This window comes from Halorubrum californiense DSM 19288 (assembly GCF_000336875.1).
In the GTDB taxonomy this organism is placed as follows: domain Archaea; phylum Halobacteriota; class Halobacteria; order Halobacteriales; family Haloferacaceae; genus Halorubrum; species Halorubrum californiense.
Map to the genome: position 1 here is coordinate 1 of NZ_AOJK01000051.1, position 15,211 is coordinate 15,211.

The window sequence follows — 15,211 nt, forward strand, 5'->3', positions numbered from 1 at the left end:
TTGATGAAGTACAGCGTCAGCGTGGAGTCCTTCCCGCCGGTCCACATCACGGCGGGGTTGTCGTACTGTTCGAGCCCGCGGCGGGTGACCTCGACCGCCTTCTCGATTTTGTGCTGGATCGACGGATAGTCCTCGGGGGCCTCTCCCTCGCCGTCGGCGTAATCGACGTCGACGCTCGCCGGGAAGTCGTTGGACATGTGACTTGACATTCAGTTGTTATCAAAAGTGCTCTGTTGAATAGCGGTGCTTGGGTGGTGAAGGTAGATATGAATCGGCCCGTGAGGTGATGAGCCGCACGGCCCCAAATTCGGTGTCGATAGACAGGTTCTCAACAACCGCTATTCAACAGAGCAATCAAAAGGGCATTTCGGTTCCGACTCGGCCGGCGGCACTGTCAGCTCCCGTCTCCGAGACGCCGCACGGGGGCCGAACCCGCGCCGACCCACAAATTTATTGTTACTTAAACTTCAGTTACGGCAATGACCGACGAACTGCTCCGCGCGACGGTGAGTGTTCGCGGCGTCATCATCGACCCCCGTGGGCGGAACCTCGTCCTCCAGCGCGCGACGGACGGGGAGTGGGAGCTGCCCGGGGGACGGCTCGCCGTCGAGGAGTCGGTCCGTCGCGGCCTCCGCCGAGAGATCACCGAAGAGACGGGTATCTCCGTCGAGATCCACACCCCCGTGGCGACGAACACGTGGGTCAACGACGACGAGGAGGGCCGCTTCGCCGTCCACTACAAGTGTTACACCTCCCAGCGAAACATCGACATCAGCGACGAGCACGTCGACTCCGCGTGGATGCTCCCCGAGCGGGCCCGCCGCGTCCTGAACGAGCCACAGACCGCGGCCGTCCAAGCGGTCTCGAACCGACTGTCGACCGGTCAGCCCGCCGACCAGTCGCTGTCGCAAGACTGAAACGTACGGTCTCGACGACGCGCGGTGGTTTCGGAGTCCGTCGTCCGCCGTTCCGGTTAGGGATCGGTCTCGTCGGAGCGCTCGTCGTGGTGAGCCAGTAACGCCGTGACGATTCGCACGACTTCCAGCACGCCGTCATCGATCCCGATGGTCTCGGCGTCCGCCTCCCGACAGAGGAGTTCGAGCTCCGGACCGGCGAACTCGCCCCGCGAGACTGCGCCGACGAGCGTGTCTGTGTCGCTCTCGACGACCGCTTCGACGTCGACGGCGAGCGCGTGGCGTTCGCACGGGAGTTCTCGGTATTGGCTCATCTCAACGCACACCAGCCTGAATATGGTTATCTGTGTCACATAAAAATTTCCACCACCCGGATTTCGACCCCGGTTCGGCTCTATTCAGCGCTCCCTTCGCCTCGGCGTGACACGGGATGCGCCGTGGTGGACGCTAGTCGTCCGCCCGTTCGCGTCGCCCGGCGAGTTCGTCCGAGGCGGTGACCGCGTCGTCGGCGGTGTCTGACGAGACCGAATCCGGCGCGAACGCGGCGGTCTCGTAGGCCTCCGTGACGGTTCGCAGCCGCGTTCGGTCGACGTCCGCGTCGTCCCGCCACCGGCGGTAGAACTCCCAGTGCGTCCCCGTCGCGTCGGCCTCCGGGGGTTGTAGTCCCGAGCGCATCGCCGCGTACGCGATCCGGACGGCGTCGTCCGGCTGGCCGGCCGAGAGCGCGGTCCGCGCGCGGTCGAACGGGGTGCCGGACGACGGCGGTTCCCCGCCCGCGTCGGCGTTCGTCTCGGCTCTCGCCCCCGCGGCGTCGCCCGGGGTCGACGAGTCCGGCGGCGCGTCGTCCCCCGGCTCGGAGATCAGTCCCAACCCGGACCCGAGCCGTCGCCCCCACCGTCGCACGGCTCGGCGGCCGATCACGAGCAGCGCGCCTACGACGATGAGCCCCGCGACGAGAAGCGACGTGAGTGCGGTGGTTTCCGCGACGGTGTCGGCGCTCCCGCCGCCGTTCGCCCCGCTCGACTGCGGAGGCGTCACCTGCCGCGTGGCGGTGCTCGCCTGTAAATTCGTTCCGGCAGCGTCGAAGCTCGCCGTGACGGTCACCGACTCGCCGGGTTCCACGTCGTCCGGAATGGCGACCGTCTCGCTGTACCGTCCGTCGCCGCCGGTGGCGACGCGTTCCGTCTCCGTCGCGCCGACCGCGATCGCCACCTCACGGGTCGGGAGTGCGGTCCCCTCGCCGGCGGTCAGCGCCCCGCTCACGGTCACGTTCCGCCCGTCGTCCGCCGTCGCGGTCAGCGACAGCGTCGTCGGGGTCGACCGGACCGTGAGCGAGCTCGCAGCCGCCGATCGATCGATCGCGGCGTCTCGGCGGTCGATCGCGACCTCGAGGTCAGTCTCGCCGGCCGGCACGTCCGCGGGCAGAACGCCGTCGACCACAAACTCGCCGTCCGGTTCCGTTTCGGCCGTGGCGAGGCGCCGGCCGTCGACGGCGAGTACGACCGGAATCCCGCCGATCGCGCCCTCGGGCGCGCCGTCGACCTGTACCGTTCCGTCGGCGCGAACGGGCTGGTCGAACGCGACCGTCCCGGTCGCTTCCGTGAGCGTCACCGACGTGTTCGCTCGCTCCGCGATCGAGAGCGGGACTGTCCGGACTGCCGGCAGATACCGGTCGCTTCTCGCGGGCGCGTACGCCACCGTCAGGTTCGACGCCGCGGTCGAGGCCAGCAGCGGCCGATACGTCGCCGCGAACGTGCCGTTCCGACCGGTGCGCGTCGCGACGCTGTCCGCGCCCGTCCGGACCCGTATCAAGCCGTTTGTGACGGGTGTCCCGTTCGCCGTCGTGAGCCGGCCGGAGACGGTCGCCGGCCTGCTCACCGAGACGGCCGTTCGGTTCGTCTCCGCGGTGAGCCGCGTCGCCGTGAACTCCCGTTGTTCGATCACGACCGCCGCTTCCCCGACCTGTACCTGTGCGTCTTCGATCGCCCGCTGCGCCTCCTCGAAGTCGATCCCGGTCTCGTTCCCCAAGGTCGTGTACTGACGGGTAAGTGCGGTTGCGGTCTGGTTGAGTTCCTCGGCCCCCGCCAACAGCTCGCGGGCCAACTCGCGGCGGCGCTCCTCGTCGCCTTCCTCGACGGCCGCCTCGTATTCGGCCCGCGTCGCTTCTAGATTCTCGATCGTCGTGATCACCGAGCGCTGCTGCTCGCGGGTCAGGTTGAATCGCTCCGCGACCTCCTCTTCGTCGAGGTCGCGAGCGACCGCGCCGTACTGATCGAGGAGATCACCGTACTCCTCGTCCAGCGGCGCGCGGCCGCGCTCGTACTCGCCGACGCTGATCGCGAGCGCGCTCTCGGTCAGTCGGTCGCCGAGCCGCGACGCGAGGTACGCCGAGACGCGCCGGTCGTCCCCCGCCTCTCGAACCTCGTTGGGGTTCTCGTGTGGGGCAGTCGTGTTCCCCGCCTCGGACCCGTTCGCGGTCGTGGCCGGGCCGCTTGGCGTCGCGCCGACGCCGCCGCCGATCGCGGCGACGAATACGACCACGGCGACGAGCACACCGAGACGATGTATCCGTGCCGACACACGTCCACTGCGAGGGCGGTGGTTAAATGAGTTGTCAGTATTGGCTGACTCCGACCTGTCGGTGAAGCCAACTTTCAATGCGGTCGGGGGTTCACCTCCACCCGATGAACGTCACGGGGCGCTGGTGGGCGATCGCGGGAACCGGCGTCGCCCTCGTCGCGCTCGGCGCGGCGGCCGGCCGGCCGATCCTCTTGCTCGGCGCGGCGGGGCTCGGTGCTTGGCTCCTCGGCACCGCCGCGGCGGCGAGTTGGTCGATGCGACGCCTCGTCGACCGGCTGACGGTCGAGTACGACCTCGCCACGGCCACGGCTCTCGTCGACGCGAGCGCGACCACGACGCTGACGGTCAGGCGCCCTCCCGAGACGGCCGCCGCTCCGCTGACGGTTCGCGTCGACACGCCGCCGGGCGTCGACGGCGACGAGATGACAGCGCCGCTCGCGCTCGATCCGAGAACTACCGAGGCGGCGACGACGGCCTCGGTCTCGTTTCCGATCGCGGGGCGGTTCGAGTTCCCCTCCCCGACCGTCGAGGTCGCTGACTCGTTCGGTCTGTACCGAACGCGGGTGCGGCTGGGCAGCGCGCCGACCGTGACGGTGACGCCCCGGACGCCGGACCTCCACGTCGGACAGGGCGGCGAGACGATCCACGGCGCGTACGGGGAACACCAAGCGGACCGGCCCGGCCCGGGCGTGACGACCCGGGAACTCAGACAGTACGTCCCCGGCGACGACATCCAGCGGATCGACTGGAACGCGACGGCCCGTCTGGCCGAGACGTACATTCGGGAGACCGAAGGCGAAACGGACCGACAGACGGTACTCGTCGTCGATCACCGCGGTCCGATGTCAGTCGGCCGGGACGGCGAGCGGCCGCTTGACTACGCCCGTGAGGTCGGCATCGGTGTCACGCGCGCCGCGCTCGACCGGGGCGATCCGATCGGCCTCTGGACCGTGGGTGGGAACGGTCCCACCGCGTCGGTCACGTCCGGCTCCGCCACGCGGACGTACGGGCGCATCGAAACCCTCCTGTACGGGTTGACGCCCACGGACGGCGGCGGCGCTCGCGACGCCCGTTCCGCCGCTCGAGCGCGCGCGCTCGCGGAGCGGCTCGACGGGGACGCAAGCCGCTTCGCCCGGACGCTCTCTGCGTACGTGAGCGATTCCGATTCGTACGTCACGCTGCTCCGCGACGACCCGCTCGTCGGCACCGTCGAGCGGATCCGCAACCGGGGCGGGCGGGAGGAGCTGCTCGTGCTCGTCACGAGCGACGACCGGCCGACAGAGCTCCGAGAGGCGGTGAAAACCGCGATCCGCGGCGGCGGCCGAGCGCTGGTGTTCCTCCTGCCCCAGTGTCTGTTCGAGCCGGCCGGGCTGACGGATCTCGACGCCGCGTACGAGCGGTACCGGACGTTCGAACGGCTGCGCCGCGAACTCGATCAGCACCCGCGCGTGACCGTGTTCGAACTCGCCCCGGACACCAGGCTGAATACGGTGCTCGAACACCGACGGGCGACGCGGGAGGTGTCGCGATGACGGCCTCCTCGCTGGGCGGGGACCGACGACGCCCCTCGGCCGGCTCGCTGTCGGCGGTCGCCCGCGACGCCGGCAGCCTCGTCGCGCTGCTCGTCGTCGCCGGGGTCGTGCTGGTGACCGGCTCCGTCCGCGCGATGGCCCTCGCGGCCCCGTTTCTGCTGGCGGCGCTCCCCACGCCGTCTCCGGTCGCGTTCGCCGCCGGCCAGCTCGCGATCCTCCCGACGGTCTCCGTCGAGGACGCCGCGGCGGCGGCGGTCGCGCAGCTCGCGCTGCTCGTGGTGCTCACCGAACCGGCGCGCACGGTCGGGAGCGCGTACGCCCTCGGCGCCACGCTCCTCGCCGCCGTTGGGCTCACGGGCGTAGTCACTGTCAGCCTCCGGTACGGGCTCGTCGGTACTGGCGGCCTGCTGTGTCTCGCCGTCGCGTGCGGGGTGTATCTCGCTCGCCGCGTAACGCTGGTTCGGCTCGGTCTCGTCGGCGACGACGCGGCCTCGGAGGGCGAAGCGAACGGTGGCGACCGCCCGGACGCTCAGTCTGTCACCGAGCCGAAAGAGTGAATTCCGGGGTTCGAGAACCCAACGGTACCGCGATGGATGACACGGGGGACACGGAGGCGACCCGCGCCGGCCAGGCCGTCGAGACCGATCCGACGACTGACGCGAGCGAGTCCGCGGACCTCCAGACGAGAGTGGCCGTACTCGAGGCGGAGAACCGACAGCTCCGCGACGAACGCGCACGCGCGAAGCGGGCTACGTACCGACAGACCGCCCTCGGACTGTTCGCTGTCGGCGCCCTCGGGCTACTCGGCGGTGTCGCCTTCCCCGACGCCCGGTCGGTGCTGTTCGCCCTCGGGGGGACCGGCGTTTTCGCCGGGGTGTTGACGTACGTCCTCACCCCCGAGCGGTTCGTGACGGCCAGCGTCGGCTCACGCGTGTATCAGGCGGTTCGCGCCGACCGCGACGCGATGCTCGGCGAGCTCGGAATCGGGGGCGACCCGGTGTACGTCCCCGTCGACGACGGTCGCGTGTTCGTCTCCCGTCACGAGGGCGCGCCGCTCCCTGACCCCGCCGAGCTGGCCGACCTGTTCGTCGTCCCCGAGGAGTCGCAGCACGGGGGCGTCGCGTTTCACCCCACCGGAGCGCCGCTGTTCGACGAGTTCGAAACGACCCGGTCCCGGTCGGTCGACGCGACGCCGCACGCTGCCGCGCCGGTCCTCGCCGACGCGCTCGTCGAGCTGTTCGAGCTCGCCGACGGGGTCGACCACGACGTCGACACCGAGACGAACCGCATCACGTTCGAACTCGCCGGCGCCGGTCTCGGCGACCCGACCGGCATCGATCACCCGATCCCGTCGTTCCTAGCGGTGGGACTTGCTCGGTCGCTCGACGTGACGGTCCGCCTCGAGGTCCGCGACGATCCGCTGACGGTCACCTGTCGGTACGATCCGAACTGGTCCCGCTCGTCTGACGGGACGGCGGCGACCGACACGCCCCCGGAGCGCGGCGATGAGGCGAGCGCCCCGGCATAGGGTCCGTCGCCCTCACCCGTCGATATCCGGCTGTTGGTCGTCTACTGCGGGTCCGCCGTCGGCGGCCTGCGGCTGTCGTTCGGCCGTCTCGGCGAACGACGCATCCGCGCTCGGCGGCGAGACGCCGTCGACCACCGCTTGGATGATCTCGGTCACGGTGCGGTCCGAGAGCTCCGCGTCCGTGGTCCGGATCACGCGGTGGACGAGCACCGGCTCCGCGAGCGCCTTGACGTCGTCCGGAATCACGTACGACCGACCGCGGATCGCCGCCCGGGCCTTGCTGCCGGCGAGAAACGCGAGCGTGGCGCGGGGCGAGCCGCCGTAGCGGAGTGCGGACGCGCTCCGCGTTTCCGCCACGATATCGAGGATATACTCCTTGACCGGGTCGGCCACGAAGACGTCCGTGACGGCGTCGCTCGCCGCCTGAATCTCGCTCGTTTCGACGGCCTGCGTGACGTCCTCAGCCCCGAGCGCCGGCGTCTCGTCGAACCGGTCAAGCACCGTTCGCTCGTCGGCACGCTCGGGGACGTCGACCGTGTACTTGAGTTGGAAGCGGTCGCGCTGCGCCTCCGGGAGTTCGAACACGCCCTCCATCTCGATGGGGTTCTGCGTGGCGACGACCATGAACGGCTGCGGGAGCGCGAGCGTTTCCCTCTCGATCGTGACCGTCGACTCCTCCATCGCCTCCAAGAGGGCGCTCTGCGTCTTCGGCGTGGCGCGGTTGATCTCGTCGACCACGACGAGATTCGCGAAGATCGGTCCCTTCCGGAGGATGAACTCGCCGGTTCCCTGCTGATACACGTTCGTGCCGGAGATGTCGGCGGGGACCATGTCGGGCGTCATCTGGATGCGACTGTACGACAGCCCGATCGCTCGGCTGAACGCGTTCGCGATCGTCGTCTTCGCGACGCCGGGAACGCCTTCGAGGAGCACGTGGCCGTCCGTGAGCAGCGCGATCGTCAGTCCCTCCAGAACCGCTTCGTTGCCGACGACCACGTCGCTCGTCGCCTCGCGGATCGCCTCGTACACCGCCGCCGGACTACTCATCTGCGTTACCTCGTGTCCGCTCAGATAAAACGTCTGTCATCACGTGACGGAGGCGCGATTCGTCCCATTCCGGGTAGCGCTCCCGAAGCGCGGCGAGGATCGCCTCTTCGTCGACCGGCTCATCGTCGCTTCTCGTTCCCCGGAGCCACGCGGGAAGTCGACGTCGCCACCCCGGCGGGAACACCGACGACACCGACCGTCGAACCGCGTCGACGAGCCCCCCCGCGAGCCACGCGCGTCTCCAGACGGCTCCGAGTCCGAGCGCGCCGGCTCCCAGCTGGAGGGCCGTCGACGACGCGAAGCGGAGCGCGGTGGCGGCGAGCGGCGGCTGCTCGCCGGCGTGCGAGTAGTCGAGCAGTGCGCGGTCGTGTGCGTCGAACATCGCCGTCACGAACGCCCTGTTGTCCGGCCGCGACAGCATCGCGTTGATGAACAGGCTCGGGTCCCCCACGGCGACGACCTGCCCCTCGCCGACGGACTCGGTGGTTACGACCGGATACGTTCCCAGCTCGTCACCGGCCGACAGGTTCCCGGTCCCGTTGCGATCGAGGTACGCGAACGGCGACGTGGTGGCGACCACCGTCGCGTTACCGGCGTCGATCGCGGTGCCCTTGTTGATCGTTATCTGATCGACACCCTCAGTGTACCGCGTCTCGCTGACGTTCGTCGCGACCGGAAGCGACGGCGCGCGGTAGTAGTGGCGTTCGTCTCGGAGCTGGGTCCCGTCGAACCGCGCGCTCGCGCCGAGGTCGTCGAGGAGCGCGTTCCCGTACGGGCCGAAGTCGTCCGCGACGACGAGCGTTCCCCCGGCGCCGACGAACTCCCGCACGCGTCGCGAATCGTTCGGCCCGTACGGCTCGGTCGGCGCGAGGACGACGGCGACCGATCCGTTGGCGTCGCCCCGCTCGTACGGCGCCGTGTCGAGCAGGACCTGACTGTCCGTCCGCTGGTCGGCGAGTTCCCGGAAGTCGCTGGTGCCGTCCCACTCGAGGTTGTACGCGCCGAAGGCGGCCCCGGTCGTGCTCGCCGCGACGACGAGCCCGAGGCCGACGGCCACCGCCAACGCGTACAGCACGACGCGAGGGGTCGACGGGAGCTCCATCTACAGGACTCCCTCCGGCAGGATCTCGAGGATCCGCCTGACGACGATGTACCCGAACCCCGCGAGACCGACGACGATGACGGGAACCAGCCGCCGTCGCCAGCGGGGCGTCACGTTGAACGGCGCGGTCAGCTCGACGACGACGAGCAGGCCGATGAGCGAGAGCACGAAGAAGAGCTCGAGCTCCAGCGACTCGAGCAGGCTCAGGACTATCGTCGCCCCGAGCATCCACGCGACGACGCCGTAAACGAACCGCCGCCGTCTCCCGATAGTCATTATCCCTTGGTTTGTGTAAATAGATATCAATGCTGTGGTGCGTCCGGCGTCGGCGTTCCGGCGATCGAGTCCCTTTTGTCCGTCGTCTTGTTTGAGTGACGTATGGTGGATCGCCGGGAGATCTGGCTGGTCGTCCCCCGTCCAGTCCGTCGACTTCCCGCCGATCTCGCGGCGACGGTGCTTCTCACTCTGGTCACGCTCGTCACCGTGTTCGCTCCGGTGATCAACGAGACGCCGCTCCGAGTGCTCTTCGGACTGGGGTTCGTGCTGTTTCTCCCCGGCTACGCGTTCATCGCGGCGCTCTTTCCGGAAGCCGGGACCGCCCCGGCAGCGACCGAAACCGCCGAATCCGAGCGATCTATGCCTGAGCCGGAGGACAGACCGGCTCCCGTTCCGGGGACCGATGCGGCGGCCGCCGAACCGGACACCGACTCGGGCGGGGGTGGCCCCGGAGCGACCGCGGCCGACCGCTCGGGGATCGACGGGATCGAGCGGGTCGCGCTCTCGTTCGGCCTCTCGATCGCGGTCGTGCCGCTCATCGGGCTCGTGTTGAACTTCACGCCGTGGGGGATCCGGCTGGTGCCAGTGGTGATCGCGGTCGCCGGGTTCACCCTCGGCTGCGTCGCGGTCGCCGCGCGTCGGCGGTGGGCGCTTCCGCCCGACGAGCGGTTCGCGGTCCCGTACCGCGAGTGGCTCGCCGCCGCCGAGAGCGAACTGTTCGAGCCGGACGATCGGACCGACGCCGCGCTCAACGTCGTCCTCGCCGTCTCCGTGCTGCTCGCGGTCGCGAGCGTCGGCTACGCGGTCGCCGTCCCGCCCCAAGGCGAGCAGTTCTCGGAGTTCTACCTGCTCACTGAGACGCCCGAGGGCGAGCTGGTCGCCGACGACTATCCGGAGACGCTGGCCGTCAACGACACCGCCGAGCTGATCGTCGGCATCGGGAACAACGAGTACGAGCCGACGGAGTACCACGTCGTGGTCCAGTTACAGGAGGTCGAGACGGCCAACAACTCCACGACGGTGCTCGAACGGACCGAACTCGATCGGTTCGACGCGACCGTCGAACACAACGCGACCCACCGCGAGCGGCACACGCTTCGGCCGACGCGCGCGGGTGAGAACCTGCGCGTACAGTACCTCCTCTATCGCGATTCCGTTCCGGAAGATCCGACGACCGAGAACGCGTACCGCGAGCTACACCTCTGGATCGACGTCGAGAGCAACTGAGGCGATCTCTCCGCGGCGACTCCAGCAGGCGGCTTGGTTCGGCGGACGATTCCGAGGGTGGCGAACTGGAGCGGCCGACCCGAAGAAACTCCCGCGGGCGGGTCGTTCGACTGGCTCCGCCTTCTATTCGATGTGTGAACAATTCTCTCTCCTTGCTTATTTGTAGGCTTCCATCACAAGCGTCTCTAGGATCGAACGAAACCGTGACCGTCGTTCTCACGAACATGGGAGAGACCGCTGTCAACGACGATCTAACACTTCGGCGAAACGAGCTCGCCGTCGCCGAACGTACCGTCTCCGTCGCACCGGGCGAGGAGGTCGATCTCTCCTTCAGCGTTGCGTTCGATACGGCCGAAAACACGACACTCACGTTCACGGGAGACCGCCTCAACGAAGCACGTCTCGGCGTAGTCAGCGTTAACGGCGACACCGCCGCACAGAACACTACGGATGGTGTGACGACTGATGACACGCCGGGATTCAGCGTTCTCTCGGGCCTGTTCGCGCTCGCGCTGTTTGGGAGAGTTCTCTCACGGTCTCGGTAGGTGACCATCCGCTCTCGATCGCCTGTCGTCTGCGGATTAAGATCTTCCCAGTTCGTTTGTAGGTAGGGACAGGTCACTTCACAGAAACTTTATAAAATGTGGGCCAAATAAGGTGATCATCGACTCACCATGGGGGGGGAGCGAGGCCAGTTCACCGCCTGGTAAACAGGGACTATGAGCGCTAAATCCGCGACGGACGACACGAGACGAACAGCGATCGCTTCATCGACGACGGTGAAGAAACTTTTGGCGGATACAATGGCTATCGCCATGGTGCTCAGCATGGCGGCACCGGCGCTGGCAGCGGGACCGTCACCGCCGCAGGCGGACGGAGCCCACGACGGCGCTTCGGTCGAGTCAACGGCCGTTACGGATGGCGGAACGGACGCGCCATCCGCCACCGATGACGGGGGTGGCACGACAGACCTGCGTCGGACGAACGAGACCGAGAATCGCTCGGCCAACGGGACGGACGCCACCGGCCACACCATCACGTTAGTCACCGGTGAGACGGTTCATCTCACCGAGACAGCAGACGGGTGGTCCGTGACCAGTCAGGCGGACTCGAGCATTCGGGTCGTCGAGGCTGGCGGTTCGACGTACGTCTACCCGAGCGACGTCGATTTTTCTGTGTATGACCGAAAGCTGTTCAACGTCGATCTCCTCGTCGAACAGGCGCTGACCGACGCCGAGACCGACGCGATACCCGTCATCGTCAACGTGGGCGGGGAGAGTTCGTCCGCGGTCGGAGCGATGGACGCCATCTCCGGGTTCTCCAACGCGCGCTCGCTTGAGTCGATCGGCGCGAGCGCCGTAACGGTCGACAAACGCGCCGGCGCGACTGCGCTCGACCGGCTGGACCGGGAATACGGTCTCGAATCCGTCCATCTCGATTACAATGTCGAGGTGTCGCTCAACACTTCCGTCGAGGCGATCGCGGCCGACCAAGCCCGTCAACAGTACGGCGTGAACGGATCCAACGTGACGGTGGCCGTACTGGACACCGGCGTCGACGCCGACCATCCGGACCTCGACGACGCGGTCGTCGACCAAGTCGACTTCACGGGGGACGGAAAAGGAGACCGGTTCGGCCACGGGACACACGTCGCCGGCACGGTCGCCGGTGACGGCTCGGTCGACGGGAACTTCACCGGCGTCGCACCCGGTGCCGATGTCATGGACCTGAAGGTACTCGGTGACGACGGCAGCGGGTCGATCTCTCAGGTGATCGATGGCATCGACTACGCCGCCACCAACGACGCCGACGTCATCTCGATGAGCCTGGGCGGTCCGGGAGATATCGACGATCCGATCGTCGAGGCCGTCAACGAGGCAGAAGCGAACGGGGCCGTCGTCGTGGCCGCTGCCGGGAACATTGGACCCGACCGCCGGACGATCGGTTCGCCCGCGCTCGCACCGTCCAGTATTGCGGTCGGCGCTACGTCCGCTTCGACGGGCGAACTCGCGGAATTCTCCTCGCGAGGCCCCACGACAGCGGGGCTCGTCAAGCCCGACCTCGTCGCGCCCGGCGTCGACATCACCGCCGCGAACGCCGGCGGGACCGCCGACGGCGACACTGATCCGTACGTCGAATACAGCGGAACGAGTATGGCGACGCCCCACGTGAGCGGCGTCGTGGCCATGATGCTGGACGCCGATCCGGACGCCACTCCCGATCGCGTCCGAAACACGCTGTTGTCGACGACAGACGCACCCGTCGGCGACGCGGGCTCCCCGACAGACGCGTTCGCGCAGGGGACCGGGCAGGTGAACGCGAGCGACGCCGTGTCGCCCGATCTCATTCTCACCAACGCGAGCGAAAGTCTCGGTGTCGTCGGTGACGAGCCGCATATCAACCGAACGCTAACCCTCAAGAACCCGACGGAGGACGCCGTCGAGCTGCTCGTCGAACCGTCGATGACCGACGTCACCGACGGGACCGCGAGCGAGACGCCGTGGGTCGAACGCGACCGGGTCGAGCTTAATGCGAGCGAATCGGCCACGCTGAACTACTCCGTCGCCACCGACGTGGACGGCGGGTCGTACGCCGGGGAAATAGTGTTCGTCGAGAACCGAACCGACGACCAGCATCGCGCGGTCTTCGGATTTGTCTCCGGGAAGCGCGTCACCATCGAGAAAACGGCCTTCAGTGACCGCGGATCGGTCGAAGGGGATCCGGTTTGGATCGCGTCCGGCGACGAGACGACGGCGACAAACATCGGACCGGACGGTAAGGCGACGTTCCTCGGGACTGGAGACAAGTACGTCGTTCACTCCGCCGGCTTCGACGAGGAAGCCAACCAGCCGATCTCTACCGCGGAGTGGGTGAACGTCTCGCAGACGCAGAGCGTGACACTCAATGAGTCGGAGACGGTGCCCGTCACGCTGAACGGCTCCGCCTTTGAGGATGGCGTCAGATCGGTCCAGGTAACGCCGAGCGCCCAATTCCGGGTCGAGAATTCATTTACAACGTGGAGCGGCCCATATGCCAGCACGAACGTGAAAACGGTCCGGTTCACGCCAGATAGCCGGGTAAACGCGAGCGTCGCACACACCCTTGCACCGAGCAGCCAACACCAAAGTGGTGCCGATCTTGACGTGGATGATGTCTACTACGATGTCTACCACGTTCTCGACGTGACAGACCCGGTCGAGTACGTGGTCCAGCCAGATGAGTTCGCAACAGTGAACAGCAGCTACCGTCGGAGTGCTAAGGGAGAAGACTACGGAATCTTCTTGTACTCCTCATCAAATCGCTATGATGACGCCATCTCATCGGGTTACGTCTGGGATGTCGGTGGCCGTGATTCACAGCAAGTACACCTCTCTGGGACTGCTGATATCGCAGTAAACGCACGGACAAATTCCGGTGATTTCTGGCAAATCGACAGATACGAGAACCCTTCCGGCGGAGAGGAGTTCGAAGCGGCATTCCAGCGTCTCCCGGCCACCGGTGACGTGTCTCTAACGCTCGGCCCGAATAGTCTCGACGTTCACGGGGTATTTGCGGCCGATCAGCCGCCACACCGCCTCGATTACAGGGCACTCGAGGAGGATAACGAGGCCTACTTGGATAACCCGTACGCGGTGACGGTCAACGGTGATGTAGTCGCAAATGGAACCAGTCAGGGCTCGTTCTCTAAGTTAATTGACATGGGCCTCACCGACGGCGACGAGGTTGGCGTCAGCATGCTCGGTCGGAACTCGAACGGTGTACTCTCGACGGAAACGCGAACGACAACGCTCGTCACTTACGACGAGACCGGTGACAGTGACAACACGCCGCCCGCGATCGAAAGCGTCGAGGTCGCCGATGCTGACCAGTACAACCGGGTCGATGCCGGTAACGTCACCATCCGCGTCGACGTTGACAGCAGCGACGGCGTCAACGACAGCGCCGCTCGGATACTCACCGCGCCCGGGGACGTAGACAATCCGGCGTTCGCACATGAGACGGTCAATCCGAACGGCACCTGGAACGAACACGACGTGACCGTCACGACCGAAGGGAACCTCCAAGAGCTCGAAGCGACGGTCAACGCCAGCGACTACGACGGAACGCTCCACTTCGCCACGTTGGTCGCTGACACCGGCGGCGACGCGTACTACACCGAAACGCGAAACGCCTTCCACGTCGGTACCGTGCCGACGCTAGATGGCGGGAGCGGCGGTGACGACGGTTCGACCGCGACGGAGACGATCACCGGCGAACTCACCACGGCCGACGGCGACCCGGCGGCCGAGCGGTCAGTCATCGTCAACCGCCGCGACACGGGCGAATTCCTCTACGAATGGGTCGAGACCGAAGCAGACGGGTCCTTCGCGGTCGAAGTCGAGAGCGGCGGCGTGTACGATCTCACGTACCTCGAAGCCGACCGAAGCCAGGAGGGCTTCGAGCGGAACGGAAACGTCGACATACAGAACATCGGCACCGTCGACCTCTCCGGTAGCGACACCACTACCACCGCTCCCGACTCTGTCGCGTCGTCCGACACGTCAGAAGGCGTTACCCCTTCCGTCGGTACGAGCGACACGGCCGACGCTGCGCTAATCAACACGACGAACTCGAGTCTCGGTACGGTCGAAGTGGAACGGGGGCACCCGCTCGTGGTCGACGTTGTCAACGAAAGCGGTACGCCGGTTCAGGCGGCGAGTGTGGAGTACAGAGACGCCGCTCCGGACGAATTCTTCGGTACCGGATACCGTATACAGACCAATGCCGACGGGGTCCCGATATCGCCGGACGACGTCTTCGGGCTGGAGATGAACGGTTCCACTGACGTCTCCGTGTCGCCGCCGCCGCTCCCACGGCTGAACCAGACGGCGGCCGAGACGAGCGTCACCGTCGACGGCGAGACGCGCACCACTGTCACGCTCGACGAGCGGTCACCGAGCGCGGGCGAACCGATCGTCCGGCGGTCGGGTCCAATGTTCCCGGCAGCGGCCACGACGACGGCCCA

The 15,211-nt window shown here is 67.3% G+C and carries 12 protein-coding genes and 1 pseudogene; 7 read left to right on the plus strand and 6 right to left on the minus strand.

Annotated features, from left to right (window positions below):
- Nucleotides 1-197: pseudogene (locus tag C463_RS10340) on the minus strand (phosphoadenosine phosphosulfate reductase family protein); the annotation flags it as partial.
- A 282-nt stretch (nt 198-479) separates the two neighbouring features.
- Here C463_RS10340 and C463_RS10345 point away from each other — a divergent pair.
- Nucleotides 480-917, plus strand: a complete 438-nt coding sequence (locus tag C463_RS10345; RefSeq protein WP_008443474.1) for an NUDIX domain-containing protein — start codon at nt 480-482, stop codon at nt 915-917.
- Nucleotides 918-973: 56 nt separating this feature from the next.
- On the opposite strand, the gene C463_RS10350 is transcribed toward C463_RS10345, so the two are convergent.
- Together C463_RS10350 and C463_RS10355 are read right to left on the minus strand one after the other, a co-directional pair.
- Nucleotides 974-1,228 (minus strand): hypothetical protein, encoded by a 255-nt coding sequence (locus tag C463_RS10350; protein ID WP_008443487.1) that lies wholly within the window; start codon nt 1,226-1,228, stop codon nt 974-976.
- 133 nt (nt 1,229-1,361) lie between these two features.
- Nucleotides 1,362-3,494, minus strand: coding sequence for a hypothetical protein (locus tag C463_RS10355; protein WP_137695524.1), 2,133 nt, complete (start codon nt 3,492-3,494; stop codon nt 1,362-1,364).
- A 104-nt stretch (nt 3,495-3,598) separates the two neighbouring features.
- On the opposite strand from C463_RS10355, the gene C463_RS10360 reads away from it, so the two are divergent.
- Genes C463_RS10360 through C463_RS10370 form a run of 3 tightly spaced genes read left to right on the plus strand, consistent with a single transcriptional unit; the run spans nt 3,599 to nt 6,554 of the window.
- Nucleotides 3,599-5,026, plus strand: a complete 1,428-nt coding sequence (locus C463_RS10360; RefSeq protein WP_137695523.1) for a DUF58 domain-containing protein — start codon at nt 3,599-3,601, stop codon at nt 5,024-5,026.
- The gene (locus C463_RS10365) at nt 5,023-5,583 is read left to right on the plus strand and encodes a hypothetical protein (RefSeq protein ID WP_008443496.1); all 561 of its coding nucleotides are present in this window, start codon (nt 5,023-5,025) and stop codon (nt 5,581-5,583) included. Before C463_RS10360 ends, C463_RS10365 begins: the two co-directional genes overlap by 4 nt.
- Nucleotides 5,584-5,615: 32 nt before the next feature.
- Nucleotides 5,616-6,554, plus strand: coding sequence for a hypothetical protein (locus C463_RS10370; protein ID WP_008443498.1), 939 nt, complete (start codon nt 5,616-5,618; stop codon nt 6,552-6,554).
- Between the two features lie 12 nt (nt 6,555-6,566).
- On the opposite strand, the gene C463_RS10375 is transcribed toward C463_RS10370, so the two are convergent.
- Genes C463_RS10375 through C463_RS10385 form a run of 3 tightly spaced genes read right to left on the minus strand, consistent with a single transcriptional unit; the run spans nt 6,567 to nt 8,979 of the window.
- Entirely contained in the window at nt 6,567-7,601 is a 1,035-nt protein-coding gene (locus C463_RS10375) for an AAA family ATPase (protein WP_008443500.1), read from the minus strand.
- Nucleotides 7,594-8,703: a DUF4350 domain-containing protein gene (locus C463_RS10380; RefSeq protein ID WP_008443501.1), complete on the minus strand. Its 1,110-nt coding sequence runs from the start codon at nt 8,701-8,703 to the stop codon at nt 7,594-7,596. Before C463_RS10380 ends, C463_RS10375 begins: the two co-directional genes overlap by 8 nt.
- Nucleotides 8,704-8,979, minus strand: a complete 276-nt coding sequence (locus C463_RS10385; protein ID WP_008443503.1) for a hypothetical protein — start codon at nt 8,977-8,979, stop codon at nt 8,704-8,706. It abuts the gene before it with no gap.
- A 102-nt stretch (nt 8,980-9,081) separates the two neighbouring features.
- Between C463_RS10385 and C463_RS10390 the strand changes: the two genes are divergently transcribed.
- From C463_RS10390 to C463_RS10400, 3 genes are all read left to right on the plus strand, one after another.
- On the plus strand, nt 9,082-10,206 hold the full coding sequence (locus tag C463_RS10390; protein WP_008443505.1) for a DUF1616 domain-containing protein: 1,125 nt from the start codon (nt 9,082-9,084) through the stop codon (nt 10,204-10,206).
- 203 nt (nt 10,207-10,409) lie between these two features.
- Nucleotides 10,410-10,751, plus strand: a complete 342-nt coding sequence (locus C463_RS10395; protein WP_008443506.1) for a hypothetical protein — start codon at nt 10,410-10,412, stop codon at nt 10,749-10,751.
- Between the two features lie 270 nt (nt 10,752-11,021).
- On the plus strand, nt 11,022-15,211 hold a 4,190-nt coding region (locus C463_RS10400), incomplete at its 3' end, for a S8 family serine peptidase (RefSeq protein WP_080510809.1).

Excerpts from the sequence above, each read along its gene's own strand:
- C463_RS10345 (WP_008443474.1), top strand. The coding sequence starts at position 480 with ATGACCGACGAACTGCTCCGCGCGACGGTGAGTGTTCGCGGCGTCATC.
- C463_RS10350 (WP_008443487.1), bottom strand. The coding sequence starts at position 1,228 with ATGAGCCAATACCGAGAACTCCCGTGCGAACGCCACGCGCTCGCCGTC.
- C463_RS10360 (WP_137695523.1), top strand. The coding sequence starts at position 3,599 with ATGAACGTCACGGGGCGCTGGTGGGCGATCGCGGGAACCGGCGTCGCC.
- C463_RS10365 (WP_008443496.1), top strand. The coding sequence starts at position 5,023 with ATGACGGCCTCCTCGCTGGGCGGGGACCGACGACGCCCCTCGGCCGGC.
- C463_RS10370 (WP_008443498.1), top strand. The coding sequence starts at position 5,616 with ATGGATGACACGGGGGACACGGAGGCGACCCGCGCCGGCCAGGCCGTC.
- C463_RS10375 (WP_008443500.1), bottom strand. The coding sequence starts at position 7,601 with ATGAGTAGTCCGGCGGCGGTGTACGAGGCGATCCGCGAGGCGACGAGC.
- C463_RS10380 (WP_008443501.1), bottom strand. The coding sequence starts at position 8,703 with ATGGAGCTCCCGTCGACCCCTCGCGTCGTGCTGTACGCGTTGGCGGTG.
- C463_RS10385 (WP_008443503.1), bottom strand. The coding sequence starts at position 8,979 with ATGACTATCGGGAGACGGCGGCGGTTCGTTTACGGCGTCGTCGCGTGG.
- C463_RS10390 (WP_008443505.1), top strand. The coding sequence starts at position 9,082 with ATGGTGGATCGCCGGGAGATCTGGCTGGTCGTCCCCCGTCCAGTCCGT.